This is a genomic window from Streptomyces sp. NPDC040432 (assembly GCF_055595445.1).
Window position 1 is genome coordinate 29704 of record NZ_JBVIVP010000001.1, and the last position, 19546, is coordinate 49249.

21 protein-coding genes are annotated in these 19546 nt (G+C 73.2%); 16 read left to right on the forward strand and 5 right to left on the reverse strand.

Features of this window, described 5'->3' with window-relative positions:
* Positions 1 to 39: 39 nt before the first annotated feature.
* Positions 40 to 957, reverse strand: coding sequence for an AraC family transcriptional regulator (locus tag ACZ58N_RS00150; protein ID WP_471155165.1), 918 nt, complete (start codon positions 955 to 957; stop codon positions 40 to 42).
* A 280-nt stretch (positions 958 to 1237) separates the two neighbouring features.
* Between ACZ58N_RS00150 and ACZ58N_RS00155 the strand changes: the two genes are divergently transcribed.
* From ACZ58N_RS00155 to ACZ58N_RS00165, 3 genes are read left to right on the forward strand one after another with little or no spacing between them, the layout of a single operon-like run.
* Entirely contained in the window at positions 1238 to 1690 is a 453-nt protein-coding gene (locus ACZ58N_RS00155; RefSeq protein WP_471153626.1) for a hydrolase, read from the forward strand.
* 21 nt (positions 1691 to 1711) lie between these two features.
* Entirely contained in the window at positions 1712 to 2014 is a 303-nt protein-coding gene (locus ACZ58N_RS00160) for an ArsR/SmtB family transcription factor (RefSeq protein WP_471153629.1), read from the forward strand.
* Complete coding sequence (locus tag ACZ58N_RS00165; protein ID WP_471153632.1) at positions 2011 to 2403, forward strand: VOC family protein; 393 nt, start codon at positions 2011 to 2013, stop codon at positions 2401 to 2403. The genes ACZ58N_RS00160 and ACZ58N_RS00165 overlap by 4 nt, the downstream gene beginning before the upstream one ends.
* A 130-nt stretch (positions 2404 to 2533) precedes the next feature.
* On the opposite strand, the gene ACZ58N_RS00170 is transcribed toward ACZ58N_RS00165, so the two are convergent.
* Positions 2534 to 2683, reverse strand: a complete 150-nt coding sequence (locus ACZ58N_RS00170) for a hypothetical protein (protein ID WP_281209375.1) — start codon at positions 2681 to 2683, stop codon at positions 2534 to 2536.
* Positions 2684 to 3194: 511 nt separating this feature from the next.
* Here ACZ58N_RS00170 and ACZ58N_RS00175 point away from each other — a divergent pair.
* The 6 genes from ACZ58N_RS00175 (at position 3195) to ACZ58N_RS00200 (ending at position 8641) form a co-directional block, all read left to right on the forward strand.
* Positions 3195 to 4577, forward strand: coding sequence for an amidohydrolase family protein (locus ACZ58N_RS00175; RefSeq protein ID WP_471153634.1), 1383 nt, complete (start codon positions 3195 to 3197; stop codon positions 4575 to 4577).
* Positions 4578 to 4677: 100 nt separating this feature from the next.
* The gene (locus ACZ58N_RS00180; RefSeq protein WP_471153638.1) at positions 4678 to 5217 is read left to right on the forward strand and encodes a GNAT family N-acetyltransferase; all 540 of its coding nucleotides are present in this window, start codon (positions 4678 to 4680) and stop codon (positions 5215 to 5217) included.
* A gap of 168 nt (positions 5218 to 5385) precedes the next feature.
* Entirely contained in the window at positions 5386 to 5715 is a 330-nt protein-coding gene (locus tag ACZ58N_RS00185; protein WP_471153640.1) for a hypothetical protein, read from the forward strand.
* An 80-nt stretch (positions 5716 to 5795) separates the two neighbouring features.
* Positions 5796 to 6266 (forward strand): MarR family winged helix-turn-helix transcriptional regulator, encoded by a 471-nt coding sequence (locus tag ACZ58N_RS00190; RefSeq protein WP_471153643.1) that lies wholly within the window; start codon positions 5796 to 5798, stop codon positions 6264 to 6266.
* Between the two features lie 76 nt (positions 6267 to 6342).
* The gene (locus ACZ58N_RS00195) at positions 6343 to 6963 is read left to right on the forward strand and encodes a hydrolase (RefSeq protein WP_471153646.1); all 621 of its coding nucleotides are present in this window, start codon (positions 6343 to 6345) and stop codon (positions 6961 to 6963) included.
* Between the two features lie 169 nt (positions 6964 to 7132).
* Positions 7133 to 8641: a glutamate synthase subunit beta gene (locus tag ACZ58N_RS00200; RefSeq protein ID WP_471153649.1), complete on the forward strand. Its 1509-nt coding sequence runs from the start codon at positions 7133 to 7135 to the stop codon at positions 8639 to 8641.
* Between the two features lie 73 nt (positions 8642 to 8714).
* On the opposite strand, the gene ACZ58N_RS00205 is transcribed toward ACZ58N_RS00200, so the two are convergent.
* Complete coding sequence (locus ACZ58N_RS00205; protein WP_471153651.1) at positions 8715 to 9659, reverse strand: nucleoside hydrolase; 945 nt, start codon at positions 9657 to 9659, stop codon at positions 8715 to 8717.
* 261 nt (positions 9660 to 9920) lie between these two features.
* Here ACZ58N_RS00205 and ACZ58N_RS00210 point away from each other — a divergent pair, with 261 nt between their 5' ends.
* The 3 genes from ACZ58N_RS00210 to ACZ58N_RS00220 all read left to right on the forward strand — a co-directional run bounded on the left by ACZ58N_RS00210 (position 9921) and on the right by ACZ58N_RS00220 (position 13503).
* Positions 9921 to 11315: an MFS transporter gene (locus ACZ58N_RS00210; RefSeq protein WP_471153654.1), complete on the forward strand. Its 1395-nt coding sequence runs from the start codon at positions 9921 to 9923 to the stop codon at positions 11313 to 11315.
* Positions 11316 to 11389: 74 nt separating this feature from the next.
* Positions 11390 to 12133 carry a response regulator transcription factor gene (locus ACZ58N_RS00215; RefSeq protein WP_471153656.1) on the forward strand — a complete coding sequence of 248 codons (744 nt, stop codon included), beginning with the start codon at positions 11390 to 11392 and terminating at the stop codon, positions 12131 to 12133.
* Positions 12130 to 13503 carry a sensor histidine kinase gene (locus ACZ58N_RS00220; RefSeq protein WP_471153659.1) on the forward strand — a complete coding sequence of 458 codons (1374 nt, stop codon included), beginning with the start codon at positions 12130 to 12132 and terminating at the stop codon, positions 13501 to 13503. Before ACZ58N_RS00215 ends, ACZ58N_RS00220 begins: the two co-directional genes overlap by 4 nt.
* A gap of 18 nt (positions 13504 to 13521) precedes the next feature.
* Here ACZ58N_RS00220 and ACZ58N_RS00225 read toward each other — a convergent pair whose 3' ends face one another.
* Positions 13522 to 14490: a TAXI family TRAP transporter solute-binding subunit gene (locus ACZ58N_RS00225; protein WP_471153662.1), complete on the reverse strand. Its 969-nt coding sequence runs from the start codon at positions 14488 to 14490 to the stop codon at positions 13522 to 13524.
* Positions 14491 to 14810: 320 nt separating this feature from the next.
* Here ACZ58N_RS00225 and ACZ58N_RS00230 point away from each other — a divergent pair, with 320 nt between their 5' ends.
* Complete coding sequence (locus tag ACZ58N_RS00230) at positions 14811 to 15452, forward strand: thiol:disulfide interchange protein DsbA/DsbL (RefSeq protein ID WP_471153664.1); 642 nt, start codon at positions 14811 to 14813, stop codon at positions 15450 to 15452.
* Between the two features lie 83 nt (positions 15453 to 15535).
* Here the strand turns inward: ACZ58N_RS00230 and ACZ58N_RS00235 are convergent, their stop codons facing one another.
* Positions 15536 to 16093 (reverse strand): hypothetical protein, encoded by a 558-nt coding sequence (locus ACZ58N_RS00235; RefSeq protein ID WP_471153667.1) that lies wholly within the window; start codon positions 16091 to 16093, stop codon positions 15536 to 15538.
* A 342-nt stretch (positions 16094 to 16435) separates the two neighbouring features.
* On the opposite strand from ACZ58N_RS00235, the gene ACZ58N_RS00240 reads away from it, so the two are divergent.
* Genes ACZ58N_RS00240 through ACZ58N_RS00250 form a run of 3 tightly spaced genes read left to right on the forward strand, consistent with a single transcriptional unit; the run spans position 16436 to position 19483 of the window.
* Positions 16436 to 17791 (forward strand): cytochrome P450 family protein, encoded by a 1356-nt coding sequence (locus tag ACZ58N_RS00240; protein WP_471153670.1) that lies wholly within the window; start codon positions 16436 to 16438, stop codon positions 17789 to 17791.
* Between the two features lie 29 nt (positions 17792 to 17820).
* On the forward strand, positions 17821 to 18885 hold the full coding sequence (locus tag ACZ58N_RS00245; protein ID WP_471153673.1) for an amidohydrolase family protein: 1065 nt from the start codon (positions 17821 to 17823) through the stop codon (positions 18883 to 18885).
* A gap of 40 nt (positions 18886 to 18925) precedes the next feature.
* The gene (locus ACZ58N_RS00250; protein ID WP_471153675.1) at positions 18926 to 19483 is read left to right on the forward strand and encodes a YceI family protein; all 558 of its coding nucleotides are present in this window, start codon (positions 18926 to 18928) and stop codon (positions 19481 to 19483) included.
* Positions 19484 to 19546: the final 63 nt, after the last annotated feature.

The window sequence follows — 19546 nt, forward strand, 5'->3', positions numbered from 1 at the left end:
TGGGTGGTGACGGATCCGCCCCGGCCGGTTCCGTCGGCGTCACGCTATGGTTCGCGGCCCGGCCGCGGCGATGGACCGGATCCTGGGATCGTGGTGAATTCCTCCGGTGCCGGAGGAGGCCGCGCCGGTGGCGATCCCGGCCCGGTAGTCACCCGGTGTGAGGCCGGTCTCGCGGCGGAAGAACCGGCAGAAGTAGGCGGGATCCCCGAAGCCGGCGCCCCGCGCCACCTGCCGGATCGTCAGGTCGGTGCGGGCCAGGAGCCGCTTCGCCTCCAGCGTGCGCCTACGACGGATCAGGCCGCCCGGGGTCTGCCCGGTGGCCTCCTTCACCCGTGCGTGCAAGTGCCCCGAGGTGACCCCGAGCAGCTTCGCGCAGTCGGCCACCGAGCGTCCCGTACCGTCCGGGGAGGCGATCAGCCGCGTGAAGGCGGCGGCCAGTTCGACGGCGCGGCCGGCCGGGGCGGGGCTGCGCCCCGGGCCGGTTTCGCAGGCCCGCAGGGCCCGCACGATCAGGATGTGCAGGTAGGAGCGCAGCACTCCCGCGTACCCCTCGCGCAGGTCGCGGTACTCGCGCTCCATCTCCTGGAAGAGTGCCGCGATGCCGTCCCGGTCGCCGTCGGGGCGCAGCCAGGGCCGGGCGGCGAGCAGATCCAGCGCGGCGACGTCCTCCGGGTGGGCGAGCAGGAAGTCCTCGTTGAACAGCATCACGTGTCCGGTGAGGTCGTCGGCGTCCTCCCAGTGGTGGACCTGGCCCGGGGTGATCACGCACAGGTGGGGTGGGTCCAGTGGCCAATGGGCGAGGTCGAGGACGTGCGCACCGCGGCCCCCGGTGACGAGGACGATCTCGTAGAACGCGTGGCGGTGGGGGAATGCCGCCCGGGAGAGCGGCCCGATCGAGTCGAAGGATCCGATGGCGAAGGGCAGCAGGTGCGGCAGCGGTACGTCGAGCCGGTGCAGGGGCAGTTCGCTGCCGCGGGGCGTGCTCACGCGGTGGCCCGACGTGATGCCGTCCGACGTGATGCCGTCCGACACGATGCGGCTCGACACGATGCCGTCCGACGTGATGTCGTCCACCACCGGGTCCTCCCACCCGGGGTGGTCCGGTGCCGGGTGGTCCGATGCGGGGTGCTCCGTAACTCGTCCATCGTGACAGTCTGCGCGACCCCGTCCGGATCGGGCCCGGAGCACGGACCGGCCGGTGCGACCCGTGTACCGGCCCGCCGGGCAGGATGACGGTATGGATCCTCGTCTCGCCTCCCTGCCGGACGCCTTCCGGGCCGTCCCCTACGCGGGTTCCCGCTACCCCGGCTCCCCCGCGGTGAGCCGGCTGCCCGGCCTCGCCCCGGGTGCCAACTGTCAGCTCTTCGCCTACGAGGTACTGCGGCACTTCGGCAGGTACGTGCCACCGCTGCGCTCCGGCGAACTGTGGAACGACACCCTGCACACCGTCCGCGTCGAGGAGCCCGACTTCCTCGACCTGCTGTTCTTCAACGCGGCGACGGACCCGTACGGGGCGCACCTCGGTGTGTGGATCGGCGCGGACTCGGTCCTCCACCTGAGCGCCGAGGTGGGCCGCCCCGCTCTGTGGAGCCTCGCGGACTTCACGGCCCATGAGCGGTACCGCGTCCTGCTCGGCGCAAAACGGGCGGGACCTCCCGGGTCGGCGTCCCTCGACTTGATAGGCAAGTGAACGTTTGCCTATTCTGTGCCCGTGGCCGATGACCTCTTCAAAGCCTTGGCCGACCCCACGCGCCGCACCATCCTCGACGAGCTCACCGAGAAGTCCGGGCAGACCCTGTTCGAGATCTGCGCTCGGCTGAGCATGAAGCACCGGCTCGGCATCTCGCGCCAGGGGGTCTCCCAGCACCTCGCACTGCTGGAGGCGGCGGGGCTCGTCGAAACCAGACGGGAGGGGCGGTACAAGTTCCACGACCTGAACACGGCACCGCTGCGGCGGATCGCCGAACGATGGCCCCTGCCCGACACCCCCGGACCCGAGGAGAGCACCCCGTGAAGATCCATCTGACCAGCGTCTTCGTCGACGACCAGGCCGAGGCCCTGCGGTTCTACACCGAGATCCTCGGGTTCGTGAAGAAGTACGACATTCCGTGCGGTGAGCAGGACCGGTGGCTGACGGTTGTCTCGCCCCAGGACCCCGGCGGCACCGAACTGCTCCTGGAGCCGTCCGGCCACCCTGCCGTGAAGCCGTACCGCGACGCACTCGTCGCGGACGGCATCCCGCTCGCCCAGTTCGCCGTCGAGGACGTGGCGGCCGAGTTCGAGCGGCTCACCGCCCTCGGCGTCCGCTTCACGCAGGAGCCCCTGGAGATGGGACCCACCACCACCGCCGTGTTCGACGACACCTGCGGCAACCTGATCCAGATCGCCACGAAGCCGCAGTAGTCCGCGCGCCCGCCGTTCGCACCGGCTCGCACCGGCCCGCCCGTGCCCGGCCGCGCGAAGGGGCGTCCACCCCGTCCGGGTGGACGCCCCTTCGCGCGGGAGACCCTCGCGCCCCGCCTCCCGGCGGTCCTCAGCGCCTGCCGCCGCGCAGCCGGGTGAGCATCCGACGGGCCGCCGCCCGCTTCCCCGGGTCGGCCGCGGCCCGGCGGGCCGAGGCGATGGTCCGCTGCCCCTGCGGGCTACGACTGAACTCCTTGATCTTCGCGAACAGTCCGGGCATGGCTCCTCCAGAGCGTCATCCTGCGCAACGTCCCTGTGCGGATACCCCGCACACGCGCCTTGAACCGGTGTCACCAGGCAGGATCCACGGGCCCGCTGGGCTCGACGTCCCGGCAACGGCGCCGCCCGCACCCGGGTTTTGAAACAAACTGTTGACGCGGCCCTATCGGGACGGCCCGCGCCGGCGCACCATCCGGATACGAACCCGTACGTAACCGAACGTGCCTGACGATCCGTGAGTCCGCAGGAGCGCCCCGCGCCATTCCGTCGGGAGGTAGCACGACATGGACCCGCTCAGCGAATGTCCCGGCACCACCGCACCGGCACCAGAGGCAGCACAGGCCGCACCCCACGTACAGGCCGCACCCCACGCAGAGGCCCTGCACCACGTACGGACCGCACCCCCCATCCCTGTCGTACGCCCCGGACAGGACGTACGCCCCCCGGAGGCCCTCCCCGCGGCGGTCACGCCCCCGCACCCCGTTCGCCGCCGGGTTTTGGCCGGTCTGGGCATGGCGGCCGCGAGTCCCTTCCTGCTCGGCGCGGGGCGGACCACCCCGAGCGAGGATCCCGCCGCCGCCGGCGGTCCGACGGGCCGGAGCACCGTCCTGCGCAACGCCGCGCTGGTGCTCACCATGGACCCGTCCCTGGGCGAGGGACCGTTGGGCGCGATGGAGGGGGCGGACCTCCTCATGCGGGGCGGGGCCGTGGCCGCGGTCGGACGGCGGCTCACGGTACCGGCCGGGACCAGGGTGATCGACGCCTCCGGCCGCCTGCTGATGCCGGGTTTCGTCGACGTCCACACCCACCTCTGGCAGTCCTCGATGCGGGGCGGCTGCACGGGCCGCGACCTCTTCGGCTGGCTGGCCGAATGCAACAGACCGACGTTCTCCCGGATCCCGGCGGCCGACATGTACCGGTTCGTTCGCCTGGCGGCCCTCGACTCCGTCCAGTCGGGCGTGACCACCCTGGTGGACTGGGTGGACGCCCTCCCCTACGACACCGTCGAGCGGTACGTGCGGGCCCTGGCCGACACCGGGGTGCGCTTCACGTACGCCATGTTCCAGGCGGAACCGCGGTCCGCGCTCCTGGCCCGGGTGAAGAAGGAGCTCATCGACCCGCTGCCACTGGCCTCGGCACAGGTGGCCACGCACGCGGCGCGGGCCCTGGAGGGGCTCAACCGGGTCCACTGGGACATCGCCCAGGAGCTCGGCGTCATGCTGAACAGCCACGTCCTGGAGCGCGCCGAGCAGCGCGCGGACGATCCGCTGGGAGTCCTCACCGACATGGGGGCCTTCGGCCCCCGGCTGCTGATGAACCACGCGGTCCACCTCACCGATGACGAGGTCGCCGCCGTCGCGGCGCACGACGTCCGCGCCGCGCACTGCCCGTTGAGCAACATGCGGCTCGCCTCGGGGGTGATGCGGCTTCCCGACCTCGGGCGTCGGGGCGTGAAGGTCGGCTTGGGGCAGGACGGCGGCACGAACGACTCCAGCGACTTCTTCGCCCTGATGAAGAGCGCCATCGGCCTCCAGCGGGCACGTTCCCTGGACGCGTCGGTGTTCCCCCAGGTCCAGGACGTGCTGCGGGCCGCGACGCTCGGTGGCGCAGAGGCGATCGGGGAGGCCGACCGGGTCGGGTCGCTGACCCCGGGCAAGCGGGCCGACGTCATCGTGCTCGATCCCGGCACGCTGAACTTCGCCCCGCGCTTCGACCCGGTCGGCCAGATCGTCTTCAACGGCCGGCCGGAGAACGTCGAGGCGGTCTTCGTCGACGGCCGGCCGCTCAAACTCGCCGGCCGGCTCGTCGACGTCGACACCGAACGGGTCGTCCGGGAGGCGGAGGCAGCCGCGGCCCGCCTGCGGGCCACCGCCCCCGCCGACCGACGCGGGTAGGGCGCGACCGGCGTCACCACGGGCGGGATAATCCGGTGATCCGATGTGCGGTCGCCGGATATCCTGCCTCCTCCCGCACCGGCCACGGAGGTCCTCCACCATGAGCAGCACGCCGTCCTTCCCCGATCGGATCGAGCTGACTGGGGAGGGTCTGGTCCTGCGCGACTGGACGGAGGCCGACCTGGCCTCGATGCCCGAGCTGTTCGACCACCCCGACATCGCCCACTGGACCCCGATCGTCTCCCCCTTCGACGACGAGGCCGCCCGCACCCGCCTGGAGCGGGCCCGGAAGCTGCGCACGGAGGGCACGGCCGTCCTGCTCGCCATCACCGTCGACGGCGGCGCCGCGCTCGGCGAGATCATGCTGAAGCGCGCCCCGGAGGGGACCGAGCTCGGCTACGCCGTCGGCCCGGCCCACCGGGGGCAGGGTCTGGCCGCGCGGGCGGTGCGGGTGATGGCCGCGTACGCCTTCGAGCAGTTGGACGTGGCGCAGGTGATCCTGGAGCTGGAGGCCGAGAACGCGTCCAGCGTCGGCGTGGCCACGCGGGCCGGATTCCGACTCCTCGACGTCCCGTTGATCAAGGGTGAGGAGAAGGGCCGGCCCTACGAGCTCCAGACCTGGGGCCTCGACCGCCCCTGACATCCGGCCCCGCGACCTGCCGCCCCGGCGCCGGGGCGGCAGTTTCAAGGCGTGGAGACTGCCCGGTTCCGGCATGACCGGGGACGATCACGATCGACGACCATGGGACGGCTGTGAACCGGACGTCGACCACGTCCGGACCTCGACCGATGGAAGTGGAGTGGCCCCATGGTGTGGCTGGTGGGGATGGGAATGGCGGTGGGACTGGCCTCGGTCCTCCTGGGGATCGCGGCGCTCCGCACGGGGTGGGTCCTCCCCATGGCACGTCCCCACGTCACCCGGCCCTCGCTCCACGGCCTCGGCGCCGTCCTCGCGGGAGCCTCCCCGCTCCTCCATGGCCTCCACCACTTCGGTCTGCTGCCGGGCCTGTCCTGGGAGGTCCGCTTCTTCGGCGGGAACGCACTGCTGCTCTCCGGGATTCTGCTGGCGGCCGTCGCCCAACTGCTACCGCCGCGGAGCGTGCCGGCGCGGCCGGCCGGCGACCCCAGCGGTACGTGATCCAACGGCCCGGCTGCCGGTGCGCCCGGGGTACGAAGGGTTGCTTTGCAGTCGTTCCGAACGGCCGTTATCGTCGATTCATGGACATATTGGGTCCTTCGGAACCGTCGGACCCGGACGATGCCGCGCAGCGGCTCCGGGACACCGCCGAAGAACTCCAGCTGGTGGTGAGCCTGATGGGGCGGCACCTGCGCATGGCCTCCGTCGGCAGCGGGGTGACCTTGGGGCAGGTTTCCGTCCTCAAACGCCTCGACCGCGAAGGGCCCCGTACGATCACCGATCTGGCCCGTGCCGAGAAGGTCCGCCCGCAGTCCCTCAACGCGACGGTCGGTGCGCTCCAGGCCGGCGGATACGTGGAGCGCACCGCACACCCCACCGACGGTCGTCGCAAGGTGATCGCCCTGACGGACCGGGGCCGCCACACCGTGGCGGAACGCCAGGAGGCGGGCCGCGGCCGGCTGGCCGACCTCATGGCCCGCCGCCTCGCCCCGGCCGAACAGCGGACCGTCGCCGAGGCCCTCCCGCTCCTGCGACGGCTCGCCGAAGCCTGAGCCCGAGCCGGCTCGACCCCGCGCACCCACCCGCACGCACCTCCCCGGACCGACGCCGGAAGGACACCCCGCACCCATGAGCGACGCCCTGGCACTCAAGGACGACACCGCGCTGGTCCTCATCGACCTGCAGAACGGCATCCTGGCCCTGCCCACCACCAGGCCCTCGGACGAGGTCCTGCGCAAGGGCATCCGGCTCGCCGAGGCCTTCCGGGCCCGCAGGCTTCCGGTGGTCCTGGTCAAGGTCGCGTGGTCGCCCGACGGCGGCGACCTGCCCACCCTCGAAGTGGACCGCCCCGGCCCGGCGACCGCACCGCCCGCCGCCTTCTCCGAGATCCCCGCCGAGCTCGCCGCCCTGGCGGACGTCGTCGTCACCAAGCGGCACTGGGGCGCCTTCACCGGGACCGAGCTCGACCTGCAGTTGCGCCGCCGCGGCGTCCACCGCATCGTTCTGGGCGGCATCTCGACCAGCATCGGCGTCGAATCCACCGCCCGCACGGCCTGGGAACACAGCTACCGCCTCGTCTTCGCCGAGGACGCCACCGCCGACACCGACCCCGAGGCGCACGCCCACAGCTTCGGCCGGATCTTCCCGCGCATCGGCAAGGTCAGCACCACGGACGAGATCGTCGCCGCCCTGGGGAGCGAGGACTTCCCCCCGGGAGACCGAGGGCCGTCCCCTCGCCCCTCCCCCTGACCGGGGCCCGCCGCCGTCGGGGCCCAGGGCACCGAGCGGAAGCCTCGCGCGGTGCGGCGTACGCTGAATGGAACGCCGCACACCTCACGCCTCCGGTACCCGCCCCGCCACGAACACCCGGTACCCCGTGCGGTGCGCGCACGCCGCGCACGATGCAGGGAGGCGGTGCGTGACCGATCCGTTCGGCTTCCTCAGGATGCCCCGCGAGCCCGTCCCGGCGCGCCCCGTCGAGGAGCGGCTGCGTGATTGGCGCGAGGTCCACGCGGGACAGGCGTTGCTGCCGCTCGTCTCCCGCCAGGCCGATCGCTGCATGGACTGCGGGATCCCCTTCTGCCACGTCGGCTGCCCACTGGGGAACCTGGTACCGGAGTGGAACGCCTTCGCCGCGCACGGCGACTGGGCCGCGGCGTACGAGCGGCTGCACGCCACCAACAACTTCCCGGAGTTCACCGGCAGGCTCTGCCCGGCGCCCTGCGAGGACGCCTGCGTCCTGACCATCAACTCCGATCCGGTGACGATCAAGAACGTCGAGCAGGCGATAGCCGACGAAGGGCTGCGCCGCGGCCGGATGGCGCCCCGCCCGCCGGAGCGGCACAGCGGCCGGAAGGTGGCCGTCATAGGCTCCGGACCGGCCGGCCTGGCCGCGGCGCAGCAGCTGACACGGGCCGGTCACTCCGTCGTCGTCCACGAGCGGGCCGACCGGATCGGCGGGCTGCTGCGTTACGGCATCCCCGAGTTCAAGATGGAGAAGCGGCACCTGGACCGGCGGATCGAGCAGATGCGGGGCGAGGGCACGGCCTTCGTGACGGGATCGGACGTGGGCGGGGCCGTGCGCGCCGGCGACCTGCGGCGCGGGTACGAGGCGCTGGTCGTCGCCGTCGGGGCCGGCGAGCGCAGGGAGCTGCCGGTTCCGGGGCGGGAGCTGGACGGGATCCATCAGGCGATGGACTATCTGACCCTCGCCAACCGGGTCCGGGAGGGCGACCTCGCGGTACCGGGGGTCACCGCGGAAGGTCGGCACGTGGTGGTCGTCGGCGGTGGCGACACCGCCTCGGACTGCCTGGGCACGGCGTTGCGGCAGGGCGCCCTCTCCGTGGTGCAGTTGGACATCAATCCGGAACCCGGGCCCGCCCGTGCGGACGGTGAGCCCTGGCCGACGTACCCGAAGGTGTACCGGATCTCCCACGCGCACGCCGAGGCGCGTGGGCTCGCCGGTCACGACCCACGGCTCTTCGCCAGCGCCACCCTGTGCTTCGAGGGGGACGCCTCGGGTCGGGTACGGGCCCTGCACCTGAGCTCGGTGGAACCGGCCGGCCGCACGCCACTGAGCGGCACGGAGCGGGTGCTGCCCGCCGGGCTGGTGCTACTGGCGCTGGGCTTCTCCGGTCCGGAGCGGGCGGGCGCCCTGCGGGAGCAGTTGGGTTTGGAGTGGGACGCGAGCGGCAACTTCGCCCGCGACGCCGGTTTCGCGGCCGCCGGGGGGCGGGCCCCCGGGGTGTTCGTCGCGGGCGACGCGGGCCGGGGGCAGTCCCTGGTGGTGTGGGCCATCGCGGAGGGCCGGGCGGCGGCCGCGGCGGTCGACCGGTACCTGACCGGCACCACCTGTCTCCCGGCTCCGGTCGCGGCACACGACCGGCCGATGACCGCCCTGGGGCGGATGCGGTACGGGACCGAATAGACCGATCGGCGGGGCGGTTGCCGGGCGCGCCGGCAGGGGGCCGGACGACGGCCCGGCGCCCCCGCGCGCCGGTTCAGGGCCGGCGTGAGCCGAGGGTCTCGACGGCGCCGACCATGCGGTCCCAGAAGCGTTCGGTGTCCAGCCCCACCGCGACCCGGGCGTTGACGGGGCGGCCCAGGTAGTGGTGGAGGTCCACGACCGTGGCCCCGCGGGTGTGCCGGCCGTGCAGTTCGACGGTGACGTTCGCCTCGACGCAGTCCACGATCGACGGATCGATGACGCGGGCCACGGCGACGGGGTCGTGCAGCGGCGGGTGCGGCATGCCCCACAGGCGGTTGTAGGCCGAGGCGAAGTAGGCGAGCAGCTCGGCGCAGGTGCGGCCCAACTCGGTGCCGAGTGCCTCGAAGCGGGCCAGTACCTCGGGGGTGGCGAGGGCCTGGTGGGTGACGTTGAGGCCGCACATCGTGACGGGTACCCCGCTGCCGAGGACGACGGCCGCGGCCTCGGGGTCGGTGTGGATGTTGAACTCGGCGGCCGGGGTGCGGTTGCCGCGCCCGGTGGAGCCGCCCATCAGAACGATCTCCCGGATCCGGGAGGCGCTGTCGGGGTGGCGGGTGAGCAGCAGGGCGATGTTCGTCAGCGGGGCGGTCGGCACGAGCGTGACGGGCTCGGGGTGTTCCAGCAGGACGCGGTGGATGAGGTCCACGGCGTGCTCGGGGACCACGTCGACCGTGGGCGTCGGGAACCGCGGTCCGTCCAGGCCCGATTCGCCGTGCACGTCGGCGGCGACGGCCAGCGGCTCGACGAGCGGCCGGTCGCAGCCCGCGGCCACGGGCACGTCGGTGATCCCGGCGAGGGTGCACACCCGACGGGCGTTGAGGGTCGTCTTGTCCAGGGTCTGGTTGCCGGCCACGGTGGTGATGGCGAGCAGGTCCACCGCGGGATCGGCGGCCGCCAGCATGATGGCGAGGGCGTCGTCGTGGCCGGGGTCGCAGTCGATGATCATCGGTACGGGCACGGGGCGGGTCCTCCGCGTCGGGGGCAGCTGACGCGCCCAGTCTGCCGCGCACCGGGCTCCAGGGGCCGCGCGACGCCGGGAGCCCGGCCGAATGTGGCCTCCGTCGGACGGCGCGGCCCGTTCGCGTGCGCCTTCCTTAGCGGAACGTTAGATCTGCGCGGCGGACCTTGTCCGGGGATGACGGCGACCGCATGCTCTGGGCACTCCCCCACCACCGGGGCGTTCCCCCTCCCCCTCAGGGACTTCCCCCTTGGAGCCGCCATGTCCGCGTCCGCCGCCGTACCCGAACCGCCCTCGTCCGCGGACGAGCGCAAGAAGCGCCGTCTCGCCCTGATCGGCGGGTCCCTGGGCAACCTCGTCGAGTGGTACGACTGGTTCGTCTACGCGAGTTTCGCGATCTACTTCGCCGACTCCTTCTTCCCCAACGACAATCCGACCACGCAGTTGATGAACACGGCCGGGATCTTCGCCGTCGGCTTCCTGATGCGTCCCGTCGGCGGGTGGATCCTCGGGCGCGCGGCCGACCGGCACGGCCGAAAGAGCGCGCTCACCCTGACGGTCACGATGATGTCGGTGGCCGCCCTGCTGATCGCCGTGGCACCGACCTACGGACAGGCCGGATACTTCGGCGCGCTGGTGCTGCTGCTCGCCCGGCTGCTCCAGGGCATGAGCATCGGCGGCGAGTACGCGGCCAGCGCGACCTATCTGACGGAGGCGTCGGCCCGGAACCGGCGCGGGCTGGGTTCGTCGTTCCAGTACGTGTCGATGACGTGCGGGCAACTCCTCGGCCTGGGCATCCTGATCACGATGCAGCACACCCTCACCACGGCCCAGTTGGAGAGCTGGGGCTGGCGGATCCCGTTCCTGCTCGGGGCCCTGTTCGCCGTGGTCGTCTTCTGGCTGCGGCGGCGGCTCCAGGAGACGGACGCGTTCAAGGAGGAGTCGTCGGGCGACGACGGCCACGACGACAGCGCGCGCGGGACGCTGAAGGTGCTGTGGCAGCACCGGCGGCAGGCCGGCCTCGTCATGGCGCTCACCCTCGGCGGGACCGTCGCCTACTACACGTACACCACGTACCTCACCAAGTACCTCGTCGGCAGCGCCGGCATGCCGAAGACGACCGCGACCCTGGTCAGCTTCACCGCGCTCGCCGCGTTCGCGGTCCTGCAACCCTTCGCGGGCATGCTGTCGGACCGGATCGGCCGCCGGCCGCTGCTGATCACCTTCGCGGTGGGCTGCACCGTGGGCACCTACCCGATCATGACCGCGCTGGGGTCGGCGTCGTCGTACTGGTCCGCGCTGGGACTGTCCCTGCTCGCCCTGGTGATCGTCACCGGCTACACCTCCATCAACGCGGCGGTCAAGGCGGAGCTGTTCCCCACCCGGGTGCGGGCCCTGGGGGTGGCGCTGCCCTACGCGATCGCCAACGCGCTGTTCGGCGGCACCGCGGAGTACGTCGCCCTGTGGTTCAAGAGCGGTGGCCACGAGAGCATGTTCTTCTGGTACGTCTCCGGATGCGCGCTGGTCTCCCTCGTCACCTACGTGCTGATGCCGGACACCCGCAACACCGCGCTCAGCCGCGCGGAGGCCGATGCCGACGCGGCCGCCGAGGGCGGGGCCCGACCGGCGACGGCCCCGGCCGCGGCCGCGCGCTGAACCGGCCCCGGTGACCGGGGCCGGCCTCTCCCGTAGGCTGCTGCCCCCGGTCACGCGTCACGAGGGAACCGTCCATGCACGCTCTGCTCGTCGAGGACGACGACCGCATGGCCCACGCCCTCGGGACCGCCCTCGCCCGGCGCGGCCACAGCGTCCGCCGGGTGGGGCGCGCCCTGGACGCGCTGCGGCACGTGCACGAGGCCGAGTTCGTCCTCCTCGACCTGGGGCTTCCCGACCTCGACGGGCTGGAGCTCCTGCGCCGGCTGCGGACGATCTGCGACGCCCCGCTGATCGTGGTCACGGCGCGCTGCGAGGAGCGGGACATCGTGCAGGGGCTGCGGGCGGGCGCCGACGACTACGTCGTCAAGCCGTTCCGGATGGCCGAGCTGATGGCCCGCGTCGACAGCGTCCGGCGCCGTTCGGCCGCCCGTTCCGGCTCCTCGTATCCCTCCGGTGGGGTTCTCGGCACGGGCGGTGACCGGATCGTCCGCAGCGGGGACGTGGAGGTCGACCTGGCGCGACGCACGGTCACCGTGGCGGGCACCGAGGTCCGGCTGACGCGCAGGGAGTTCGACGTCCTCGCCTTCCTGGCCGAACGCCCCGACGAGGTCCACCCCCGCGAGGAGATCCTGGACCGGATCTGGGGCGACGCCTTCCTCGGGGTGTCCCGCTCCCTCGACGTCCACGTGGCGGGGATCCGGGCCAAGACCGGCCGCTCCTTGCTGGTCCGCACCGTCCGCGGCTTCGGCTACCAGCTCGGCGCCCCTCCCGCCGCGGTCGAGCCCGACCCGGGCGGTCCGGGCGGCGGCGCCCGATGAGGCGACGGCTCCTGGTGGTGCTGATGGTCCTCATGGGGGCCGCCGCCCTGCTGCTGTGCGTGCCGCAGGCCGACGCCTACGCCCGGGGCCGGACCGAGCACCTGCTCCTGCAACGGCGCTCGGAGGCGGTGCGGTTCGCCGATCTCGCCGAGCGGATGCGGACGGAAGCCGACCGGGCGGAGCTGTCCGCCGAGATCGGCCGGTACGCCCAGCTGTACGGTGCCGGGGTCGTCGTGGTCGACACGGCCGGGACGCCGGTCGCCCGGGCCGGATCCCGGGCCGACGCCGCCGCCGGGGCGGTGGAAGCCCGTGATCGTGCGCTCACCGGCCGGTCCACCGACCGGCTCCCCACGCTGCGTCCCTGGGGACCGGGCGGGGTCGTGCTGGCGGAGCCGGTGGGCCGGGACGAACGGGTCAGCGGCGCCGTCCTGATGGCGCTGCCGACCGACACGGCCCGGCGGGACGTCTCGGTCCGCTGGGCGCTGATCGGCGCCGGGGCGCTGGCCGCCTTCACCGCCGCGGCCCTGGTCGCGGTCGGGATCACACGGTGGTTGCTGCGGCCGGTCCTCGACCTGGACCGGGCCGTGGCGGGCCTCGCGGCGGGGAGCCTGCGCGCCAGGGCGGTCTCCGCGGCGGGGCCGCCGGAACTCCGCCGGCTGCGGATGCACTTCAACGCGATGGCGGAGGCGATGGCCGACTCGATCGGCCGGCAGCGCGACTTCGTGGCCGACGCCTCGCACCAGCTGCGCAATCCGCTGGCCACCCTGGTGCTCCAGTTGGAGAACGTGGAGCCGTACGTCGCCCCGGGCCCCGGTCTGGCCGAACACGCGCGGGCCCTGGACGAGGCCGAGCGCCTGGAGGAACTCCTCGACGGGTTGCTGGCCCTCGCCCGGGTGGAGTCCGGCACGGCGGAGCTGCGCGAGCAGGACGTGGCCTCCTCGGTGCGCGACCGGGTGCGGTCCTGGACCCCGGTGTTCGCGGGGGCCGGGCTGGAACTGGGTTGCGTCTGCCTTTCGGAGGGGTTGCGGGCCCGCGCGCTGCCCGATGCCGCGGGCCGGGTCCTGGACGCGCTCCTGGACAACGCCGTGAAGTTCGTCCCGGCGGGCGGCCGGGTCGAGGTGGACGTCACGCGGGAGGACGACGGCACGGTCCTCGTCCGGGTCCGTGACGACGGCCCGGGGGTGCCGCCCGGGCAACAGGACGTGCTGCTGCGGCGTTTCGGCCGGTCCCCCGAACACCAGAACGTCCGGGGCAGCGGGCTGGGGCTGGCCATCGCCGAGGAGATCGCCCGTATCAGCGGCGGCCGGCTCGACGTGGGTGGCAACGTGCCGCGGGGGCTGCTGACCGAGCTCCGGCTGCCGCCCGGCTGAGCCGCCCGGCCGGGCGGCTCAGCCGTACACCGAGCGGTAGTAGGACACCGCGCCCGGGTGGAGGGGAACCGCTCCGGTCGAGATGGCGAAGCGGGGTTCCAACCGGGCCCCGGCCGTGACCTCCCGCAGCAGGTCCCGCCACCGGTCGAACACCACCCGCAGAACGTCCCGGACCGCACCGGGCGGCAGGTCGGCGCGGGCCAGGAGGTAGTTGCCGACGCCGATGGTCCCGACCGGCTCCGTCAGTCCGTACGCCCCGGACGGGAGGGTGACGGTCGTGTACACGGGGCCGTGGCGCTCCCGCAGCGCGCCGACGTGGCCGTCCAGCGGCAGGAACCGGACGGGGCGCTGCCGACTCAGTTCCGACAGGGCCGGGGTGGGGACGCCACCGGACCAGAACAGCGCGTCGACCGTGCCTTCGCGCAGCGCCGACACCGATGCGGCGAGGCCCAGTTCCCGTTCCCGCGCGCCGGGGACGTCCGTGCCCACGCCTGCCGCCCGGAGCACCCGGCCCGCGACCACCCGTACACCCGACCCGGCCGCGCCGGCCGCGACCGGGCGGCCGGCGAGCTGCTCCACCGAGCGGAGGGGCCCGTCGCCGGGAACGAGGAGGTGGGTGTAGTTCACGTAGACGCGGGCCAGTGCGGTCACCGGGACGGGCCGGGCGAACGGCTCCCGCCCCAGGACCGCGTCCTCGGCGGCATCCGCCATGGTCAGCGCCAGGTCGACGGTGCCGTCCTCCAGTTTCCGCAGGTTGTCGACGCTGGCGGCGGTGCTCACGGGCGCGATCCGCGTCCCGGTGCCGCTCGCGGCGACGGCCCGGGCCAGGGCATCGCCGAAGGCGTTGTACGGGCCGCCGGGCGGGCCCGTCGCGAGTCGGAGCCGCCGCTCCGGGCCGGAGTCGGCCCCGCATCCGGCGAGCGCGGCGGCGACAGCCCCGACGCCCGCGCCCAGGACCTGCCGACGGCCGGGCTGTGCTCTGTTCACGGCGCCAGCGTAGGCGCTGCGGGCGGGCCCTCGGTGGGCCGCGGGAACGGGCGCAGGGCCCCGCGCGAGGAGACGTACCGGAAGTAACACGCGGCATCCGACGAACCGCCCCCACCCATGGGTGTTTTCCGGCCAGGGGGTGGCCTGGATCGGCGTTCCGCGACCGCTGGGCGGACACATACGTTCCGTCCTGAGCACCTCCGGCGGGTGACGGAACGAGACCGTCCCGGCACGGCGTTCGCTCCCGAGGTACACCCGGCCGGGCGACCGCGACGCCGGGGCGGCAGGGGTCCGGCACGAACGAGACGGAGGAGCCACCCATGGCTGTCGAAGGCCAGGACCACACCCGCGTGAGCGGCCCCGCGCCGGCCGGTGCGGGTACGGGCCCGGTCACCGTCGAGGCGTTCTTCTGGTACGCGGACTCGCATTCGTTCGAGCTCCAGCCGGCCCTCGACGCGTGGCGGCGCGGGAACGCCGACCGCGTCGCGTTCCGGTGGATCCCCGCCGACTTCGACCGCACGGCGGGCAGCCGCCAGAACTTCAAGCCGCAGCAACGTCTGTACTTCGCCCTGGAGGCCCTGGGCACCCCCGGCTGGCACGAACGCGCCTTCACCGCCATCCACCGCGAGCGCGAGTACCTCAACACCGACGAGGCGATCCTCGACTGGGCGTCGGAACAGGGCATGGACACGGCCTCGTTCGCCGCCGCGTTCGCCTCGGCCGAGGTGGATTCGCGCACCCGCCAGGCCGACGAGGCACTGCGGGCGTACGACATCCAGGGGGTGCCGGCGCTGGTGGTCGACGGCCGTTTCCTGACCGGGCCGGGGATGCTCCGGGAGACTTCGGCGGGCTTCCCCGCGACGCTGGCCGTCCTCGACCGGCTGGTGGAGCGGGCGCGGACCGGGCGCGGCGGCGGGGCCGCCGGGCGGCCCCATCCGGTCGGACCTCGGTCAGGGTCCTGAAGCGGAGGGCTGCGACGCGGCCCCGGTCGGCCGCGCGCCCGTCCTCGCCCCCCGTCCGCCGTGCCCGGGGTCGCCCGACCGGCTCAGGCGGCCGGCTTGGGGCGGGTGGTGCCGGGCAGGCAGGTGACCGCCCGGTTGAAGGTCTCGAAGGTACCGGCGGGGTTCTTCTTCCACAGCCACAGGTGCAGTGCGTAGTGGACCGGCTGGCCGGGGAAGTTCCCGCGCTGGGGGCCCTTGAAGGGGGTGCCGAACAGCGTGGGGCGGTCGTCGTCCGTCGTCACGTCCTGGTCGCGGTCGAAGACCGTCCACTGGACCCCGATGAGGCGCTTGCCGCCTCGCCCGTCGTCCTCGTAGAACAGCGCGGCGGGCTTCGCCGGGTCGATGGAGTTGTCGTGGCCGTGGTTGAAGTGCGGGTAGCCGAGGGCTCCGGCCCCGGCGCGTTCCACGCAGTACTTGTCCGGTACGTAGCCCGCCTTCACGGCGCTCGCGTGCCGCTGGAACGGCGCGGTGGCCCGGTAGGTGGTGGCCCGGTCGGCTGCCGCCCTGGCGGTGTCGACGCCGGTGGCGGCGGGCGCGGCGAAGGCCGTCAGGGTGGCGAGCGAGGCGGCCGAGGCGAGGGCCAGGGTGAGGGTTCGGGGCATGTGGGAACTCCTGGGGGCGTCGTCCGAGGAGTGCCGTCCGGTCGGGGCCGTGACGGCGCGCCCCGGCGGCGGGCGGCTGCACGAGCAGCCTTTCCCCGGTCGGGGCGTCCCCCCACCGGGTCCGATCGGACGGCTGACGGCCGGTCGGCCGACACCGGCCGCGGCGGCGCGCCCCGACCGGACGGGCCCCCTCCCTCGTCCGGGCGGGGCGGGCCCGGCCCCCGGCGGCCCCGTGCGCGGGCGCGACGGCCTCACCCGAACGAGCCACGGCCCGTTTCGCGGCGGGGCGCCGCAGGGAACCCGTGAGTCGCCGAACGCGAGCATCACGGAGGGTGATCGGACATGGCGCAGGAGAATGCGGCACCGAACGGCGGCGAACCGCTGGGCGACATCGTGGCGTCCGTGTCCCGGGGCGCACCGGAGTACCGGACGTGCCCGCACGCCGTCTACGCGGCACTGCGCGAGCAGGCCCCGGTGTGCCGTCTGACGCCGCCCCACGGCGTCGACACGTATTTGATCACCCGGTACGACGACGCCCGTGACGCGCTGTCCGATCCCCGCTTCAGCAAGGACCTGCGCGGGGCCCTGGACACCTACCACGCGGTGTACGGCAGCTTCTTCGACGACCTCGACGACAACGTCCTCAACTCGGACCCGCCGCGCCACACGCGGCTGCGCCGCGCGCTGAGGACCGCCTTCAGTCCCCGGCGGGTGGAGGGGATGCGGCCGAGGATCACCGAGATCGCGGAGGGGTTGCTCCGCGCCTGCCCGAAGACGGATCCGGTCGACCTGATCCCCGCGTTCGCGTTCCCGTTCCCCATCACGGTGCTGTGCGAACTGATGGGCATCGCGGAGGAGGACCGTCCGGAGATCCTCGGACAGTTCGCGGTGGTGACCCGGGCCCGCTTCGATCCCCGGATGGAAGCGGAACTGAGGGCTGCCGAGCAGTGGCTCCAGGCCCGGCTGAACCGCCTCATCGCACACACCAGGCACCACCCCTCGGACTCCTTCCTCAGCGACCTCATCCGGGCCGAGGACGGGCTGGACGACGCGGAGCTCGTCTCCTCCCTGTGGGTGCTGTTCTTCGCGGGGCACAAGACCACCGCCTTCCAGATCGGGAACTCCGTCCTCGACCTGCTGCTGCGTCCCGACCAATTGGAGAGGCTGCGGCTGAATCCGGCGCTGATTCCCGGCGCGGTGGAGGAACTCGTCCGGTTCGAGGGTTCCGTGGAGACGTCCACCTTCCGGTACGCGGCCGAGGACGCGGAGGTCCGGGGCACCCTCATCCCCAAGGGCTCCCTCGTGCAGATCGCCATCTCGTCGGCGAACCGCGACCCGGAGCAGTTCGGCGCCCCCGACGTCCTGGACGTGACCCGCGAGGGAATCCAGGGCATGCACTTGGGCTTCGGCCACGGCACGCACTACTGCCTGGGCGCGCCCCTGGCGCGGCTCGAACTCGACATCGCGTTGTCCTGCCTGCTGCGGGAGTTCCCGGAGATGGAACTGGCCGAGTCCGAGGAGGAGGCGCAGGCGGCCCGGTTGAAGGGTCCGGTGGCGGCGTTCCGCGGGCTGGAGAGGCTGCGGCTCGTCCTGGAGCCCGCGGCGTCCCCGACGGAGCGCGCGGCCGGGGCCCCGCCGAAGGTGGCCGGCACGCCGATCACGCCGATCGCGCCGGCCGTCGTCGTACCCGGCAACTGACCAGACCCCTCAACGGATGGTGAATCGGCATGCCTGAAACCGCGAGCACCACCGGGCCGCTCCTGCTGGGAGCGACCTCGGACGTGCGCCCCGGCCCCGGCGGAGAACTCTCCGCACCGGGTACCGGGACGCCCCACGCGAACCGGTCGAAGATCGACATGCACCACCACTTCTGCGCGCCGGAGTGGCTGGAGTGGGCGGTGCGCCACGAGCTGGTCGACCCGAAGCGGCTCCCGCCGTGGACGCGGCTCGGCACCGAAGCCGCCGTCGCCTTCATGGACCGCGCGGGGATCGTGACGGCCGTCCTCAAGCCCATGCTGCCCGCCCGCTACCACTCGTCCGCGCAGCTTCGCGAGGCCATCACCATCACGCTCCGGTCGATGATCGACGTGGCGACCTCCCATCCGGGTCGGTTCTCCTTCTACGTCCCGCTCTTCCTCGACGACCAGGACGCCTCCTCGTGGGCGATCCGGCGCGGACTCGGGCAGCTCGGCGCCGTCGGCGTCAACGTGACGGCGAACTACGGCGGCGTCTACCTCGGGGACCCGTCCTACGACAAGGTGTTCTCCGAGCTGAACGAGTTCGGTGCGGTCGTCGACACCCACCCGCACAACCTGCCGGACGGCCCGCCCGGGCCGGCGACCGTGCCGGGGATCCCCAACTTCATGTGCGACTTCCTGCTGGACACCACCCGGGCTGCCGTGAACATGATCAGCAAGCGGACGCTGGACCGGTTCCCGGACATCTCGGTGATCCTGCCGCACGCGGGCGGCTTCCTGCCGTACATCGCGACGCGGCTCCAGGCGCTCGGCCGGTTCTGCGACCCGCCCGTCGACCCGGGTGCCGTACGCGACTACCTGGGCCGCTTCCACTACGACACGGCCGGCCCGATGGCGAGTGCGGCGACCCTCCTCGCGCACGTGTCCCCCGAGCGGATCCTGTTCGGCACCGACTGGCCGGCCGCGCCCGGCGACACCGTCACGGACCTGGCGCTGCCGGCCCTCGACGCCGATCCGGCGTTCACCCCCGAGCAACTCCGGGGGATCTACCACGACAACGCGCTGCGCCTGATCCCGCAGCTCGCCACGGTCTGACGTCCGCCCGCCCCCAGCCCCCCACCTCCGGAGCCGGTTCATGAGCACCGCCACCTCCCTCACGTCCCTGACGGGCGACTACGCGTTGGATCCCGTCCACAGCCGGATCGGATTCGTCGCCCGGCACGCCATGGTCACCAAGGTCCGCGGCTCGTTCGACGAGTTCGAGGGCAAGGCCCACCTCGACGGCGGGGATCCGTCCAGGTCCTCGGTGTCCGTCACCATCAGTACGGCGAGCGTCGACACCCGCAACGAGCAGCGCGACGGCCACCTGCGCACCAACGACTTCCTCGACGCGCCGACCTTCCCCCACATCACCTTCGTGTCCACCGCGGTGCAACAGCTGGACGACACCACTTTCCGCGTCACCGGCGACCTCACCATCAAGGACGTCACCCGGTCGATCGACATCGACTTCGAGTTCCAGGGCAGCGCGACCGACCCGCAGGGCAACCAGCGCGTCGGTCTGGAGGGCTCCGTACCGATCAGCCGCAAGGACTACGGCATCACCTGGAACGCGGCGCTCGAAGGCGGCGGCGTCCTCGTCGGCGACAAGGTCGTCCTGGAGTTCGACGTGTCGGCGGTCCGGCAGGCCTGACCGCCGCGCCGACGGCCGAGGGGCGTTCCCCGGCCGTCGGCGCGACCATGGGGAGTGTGAAGG

Bases quoted from the DNA above. Each gene is read 5' to 3' on its own strand.
- ACZ58N_RS00155 (WP_471153626.1), top strand. From the start codon at position 1,238: ATGGATCCTCGTCTCGCCTCCCTGCCGGACGCCTTCCGGGCCGTCCCC.
- ACZ58N_RS00170 (WP_281209375.1), bottom strand. From the start codon at position 2,683: ATGCCCGGACTGTTCGCGAAGATCAAGGAGTTCAGTCGTAGCCCGCAG.
- ACZ58N_RS00175 (WP_471153634.1), top strand. From the start codon at position 3,195: ATGGCGGCCGCGAGTCCCTTCCTGCTCGGCGCGGGGCGGACCACCCCG.
- ACZ58N_RS00180 (WP_471153638.1), top strand. From the start codon at position 4,678: ATGAGCAGCACGCCGTCCTTCCCCGATCGGATCGAGCTGACTGGGGAG.
- ACZ58N_RS00185 (WP_471153640.1), top strand. From the start codon at position 5,386: ATGGTGTGGCTGGTGGGGATGGGAATGGCGGTGGGACTGGCCTCGGTC.
- ACZ58N_RS00190 (WP_471153643.1), top strand. From the start codon at position 5,796: ATGGACATATTGGGTCCTTCGGAACCGTCGGACCCGGACGATGCCGCG.
- ACZ58N_RS00195 (WP_471153646.1), top strand. From the start codon at position 6,343: ATGAGCGACGCCCTGGCACTCAAGGACGACACCGCGCTGGTCCTCATC.
- ACZ58N_RS00210 (WP_471153654.1), top strand. From the start codon at position 9,921: ATGTCCGCGTCCGCCGCCGTACCCGAACCGCCCTCGTCCGCGGACGAG.
- ACZ58N_RS00215 (WP_471153656.1), top strand. From the start codon at position 11,390: ATGCACGCTCTGCTCGTCGAGGACGACGACCGCATGGCCCACGCCCTC.
- ACZ58N_RS00220 (WP_471153659.1), top strand. From the start codon at position 12,130: ATGAGGCGACGGCTCCTGGTGGTGCTGATGGTCCTCATGGGGGCCGCC.
- ACZ58N_RS00230 (WP_471153664.1), top strand. From the start codon at position 14,811: ATGGCTGTCGAAGGCCAGGACCACACCCGCGTGAGCGGCCCCGCGCCG.
- ACZ58N_RS00235 (WP_471153667.1), bottom strand. From the start codon at position 16,093: ATGCCCCGAACCCTCACCCTGGCCCTCGCCTCGGCCGCCTCGCTCGCC.
- ACZ58N_RS00240 (WP_471153670.1), top strand. From the start codon at position 16,436: ATGGCGCAGGAGAATGCGGCACCGAACGGCGGCGAACCGCTGGGCGAC.
- ACZ58N_RS00245 (WP_471153673.1), top strand. From the start codon at position 17,821: ATGCCTGAAACCGCGAGCACCACCGGGCCGCTCCTGCTGGGAGCGACC.
- ACZ58N_RS00250 (WP_471153675.1), top strand. From the start codon at position 18,926: ATGAGCACCGCCACCTCCCTCACGTCCCTGACGGGCGACTACGCGTTG.